Origin of the sequence: uncultured Desulfovibrio sp. (genome assembly GCF_949282365.1) — a bacterium.
Classification (GTDB): Bacteria; Desulfobacterota; Desulfovibrionia; order Desulfovibrionales; family Desulfovibrionaceae; genus Desulfovibrio.
This window is the reverse complement of record NZ_CASDOY010000089.1, coordinates 1-3,369: the sequence shown is the minus strand read 5'-3', so window position 1 is coordinate 3,369 and position 3,369 is coordinate 1. Positions and strand designations below refer to the sequence as shown.

Here is a 3,369-nt window from a genome sequence, read left to right as displayed (position 1 = left end):
CTATGAAACGCGCCGTCGTTTTCAGCGGCCAGCCGACGACGGGAACAAGGCCGATGGCGCAGCCTGCAAACGTGATCCATTCCAGGGGATCCTGCATCTTGCGCGGATCATTGTACCAGCGCAGCAGTACGGCGATGATGTCCCGGATATCGCAGAGTTCGCCTATGCCCGGGGCAAAACTGATCGCCATGTCGGTGATGATCTGCGAGACCTTCGGGTCCTCATTGAATTCGCCCATCACGACGCCGCAGATCCAGTCCCCCACCTCCATGAGGGAGGGCATGGCCTCCTGGAACTCTTTCTGGTCGTAATAGTACATCCAGGGATATGCGCTGCTATCGGACATTGCGCTCTCCTCCCTGCGAGCCGCGCGAGGCAAGATGACGGGCAATGAGCTCCTCCCGCTCGGCGGCGGAGAGCGTGCCCTTGTACAGCGGGTTGCGCGGGCCGGGGACGGCGGTATACGGCCGGGCATCCGGGCCGAAGGTCACCCGGACAGGCCCTGGCGGCACGTCGTGCAGCTCGGCCTTGCCCTGCTTGTCCAGCACGCCCTTGCGGATGGTCCCGTCGGAAAGCAGTGCTTCAAAGGGCGCATTTTGTATGGGGTCATTGTCGTGGTAACGGTGGTCGAGCCGGACGATGCCGCCGGGCCATTCCTGCAATTCCCGCACAAAGGGTTTGAAGAGGGTATGCGGCCCCGTCTGCACCTGATCCGCCGTGCGCAGCCGCAGGGGGCCGGCGCAGCCGATGGTGACGCCGCTCTGATCCAGCCGGATGTAGCTGCCCCCAGCGTGCAGGAGGAGTTCCCCCTGCGCGCCCACCTCGATATTCTTGTTCGCGCTGATGAGGCGCAGGACCTTGTCGGCAATGATGTCCAGGTCATCGCTTTGCGCCTGGATCTCCACCTTGCCCTTGGCGGAAAAGATCTTGATGCCCATATTCCGCGCAAAGAGACTTATTTTTTTGAGCGCGGTAACGAAGAACGAGCGGGATGTGGCAAGGGAGGCGTCGCTGCCCGCGCTCACGGCCACCTGTTCGCTGGCTGCCAGATGCAGGGCCTGGGAGGTGGACAGCGCAATGCCCGCCGGGCTGGACAGCACAAGGTGCGGCGCGGAGAGCTCGCCTTCCGCCGCACTGCCCGCTATTTCCCGTTGCTGGCGTTCCAGGGCCTCCGCCGGGGAGGCCGCATCCTGCGCTTCCTGCGCATTGCGGGCAACGGCGATGCGGGCTTGTTCCGCATGCTGCCGGACGGCGGCCTGCAATACCCGGTCGGCCTCCACGAGGTCCCGTTGCTTGCCGGCAGCCTTGTTGCGGGCGTCCGTGCTGAGCAGCAGGCCCTTGCCGCTCCGGATGGCCCCCCATTCGTCCGTGCGCAGTTCAAATCCCTTGCCGCGGAAGTCCTCTCGTCCCTTGTCGTGCCGCAAACGGGTGATGTAGCCGAGGTTGAGCTGCGAGAGGCCGTGGTCGCTGGAAAGCTGGGCCTGGACCTGGCCCTGCGTATCGTCCAGCACGAGCTGGTTGCGCTGGCCGCCGTGGAATTCCTTGCTTTGCAGGCCGGAAAGGTGCTTTTGTTCGGGCAGATGCCAGGGCGGCATGTGGGCGGCGTTGTAGACGCGGCCGGTGATGATGGGGCGGTCCGGGTCGCCTTCCATGAACTCCACCAGCACTTCCTGGCCGATGCGCGGCAGCTGGATCGCGCCGAAGCCTTCCCCCGCAAGGCCGGACGAGACCCGGACCCAGCAGGAGGATCTCTCGTCGTTCGGGCCGGTCCTGTCCCAGTGGAAGCGCACCTTGACCCGGCCATACGCATCGCAGTGGACCTCCTCGCCGCCCAGGCCCGTGACGATGGCCGACTGGACGCCCTCGATGCGGACCTTGCGGTGCCTCTGCTCCGGCACGAAGCGGGTCTCCGAAGGGATGGCCCTGAGCCAGGCGGCGTATTCCAGGCCGCGTTCTTCCGGAGCCTCGTTGCCGAGCACGGCGGGCTGCCGCCCCTCATGGCGCACCTCGGTGATCCACCAGGAGCGGTTGACGTCCTGGCGGTGATGGCCGTAAAGCTCGAAGACGTAGCCCGGCGTGTGGCGTGAGGCGTCCGAGCGGCATTCCACCCAGTGGCTCCGGCTCGTCTGGCGCAGGATCTGCACAGCGGCGTAATGCTCCCCTTCGCGGCGGGCCTGGTAGAGGTGGGGGAACTGGTAGGTCTCCAGCGGCCGGGCCTGGGCCGGCGGCGTGCTGGTGTCCGCTTCGTGGCTGGTGAGGTCCGCGGAGGGTGTCGTGAAGTTCCAGTCGCGGAGCGTCGCGCTGTCGCTGCTGATGCGGTGGTTCAGTTCCAGCCGGGCGATGACCGCCGTGTCCGCCGGCTGGCCGGAACCGGAGTAAAAGCGGAGGCGGCTTTCTCCGGGGATGGGCAGCCCGCCTTATGCCTTCCTCTTCGGCCAGGCGGCAGATGAAGTGATAGTCCGACTCGCCGTACTGGGTGCAATATTCCCGCTTGGGGTACTTGTCCCGAAGCTGGAAGATGTAGGCTTCCTCAGGGAAGCCGTGCTTGTTCAGTACCTGCTGGATGATGTCGGGGACGGTCATGTGCTGGTAGATGCGGTGATCCTGCGTTTTCTTGAGGAAATACAGGCGCGGCGTCACTTCCAGCAGATAGTGGGTGACGGAGTTGGCGGTGTGCATCTGCTTCATCTGCCGGACCAGACCGTGCAGATGGCGTGTGCCGCCGCTTTTGTCGGTGATGTCCAGATGGCAGGGACAGCCGAGCAGGCGCGGGATATCGACATTGGCCCTGCGCGTGACGGCCTCGATGTTGAAGATGTAGCCGTCGCTGACCTGTTCCCTGCCGTGAAAGGCGTAGACGTCGAGGTTTTCCGGCTCTCCTCCGCCGGCGTCTATCCCGCAGGTGAACCAGTGGCGGTTGGCGTACATGCCGTTGAAAGCCATACGGTCTCCCCTCTCCGCCGTGCGGGCTGAGGCCGCAGCCCAGTGCGGCGAGCCGTCCGGTCGGATCGCATATTAGTAAATTTATATAGATTTATAATTTATCAGACGGGGAGCGTCAAGCCGTGGTCTTTCGTCGCGTCTGCCGGTAGAGCATTTTGCCTGTGGAAAAGGCAAAATGCGCGGCGGCGGCACAGCGCCGCCCGGCCGAAACCACGCGGAAAAATCGCGTTTTTTCCGCGAAACGCCAGGCCGTATGATTTGGAACGTGAAGCGTTCCAAACTGAAAATGCTCTAGGCCGACTCGCCGTACTGGGTGCAATATTCCCGCTTGGGGTACTTGTCCCGAAGCTGGAAGCGGTGCGCTCCGGCACGGGCGCGAAAAAAAAAGGGAGGCTGAAGCCTCCCTTTTGTGCGGCATGTGCCGCC

The 3,369-nt window shown here is 64.1% G+C and carries 2 protein-coding genes and 1 pseudogene; all 3 read right to left on the bottom strand.

The window, feature by feature from the left end:
- The coding region (locus tag Q1X76_RS10045; protein WP_300719756.1) for a hypothetical protein at positions 1-346 on the bottom strand (346 nt) is incomplete at its 3' end.
- Complete coding sequence (gene tssI, locus Q1X76_RS10040) at positions 336-2,405, bottom strand: type VI secretion system Vgr family protein (RefSeq protein WP_300719758.1); 2,070 nt, start codon at positions 2,403-2,405, stop codon at positions 336-338. The genes Q1X76_RS10045 and tssI, both read right to left, overlap by 11 nt.
- Before the next feature lie 73 nt (positions 2,406-2,478).
- Positions 2,479-2,928, bottom strand: a pseudogene (locus Q1X76_RS10125) (contractile injection system protein, VgrG/Pvc8 family); the annotation flags it as partial.
- Between the last annotated feature and the right edge of the window lie 441 nt (positions 2,929-3,369).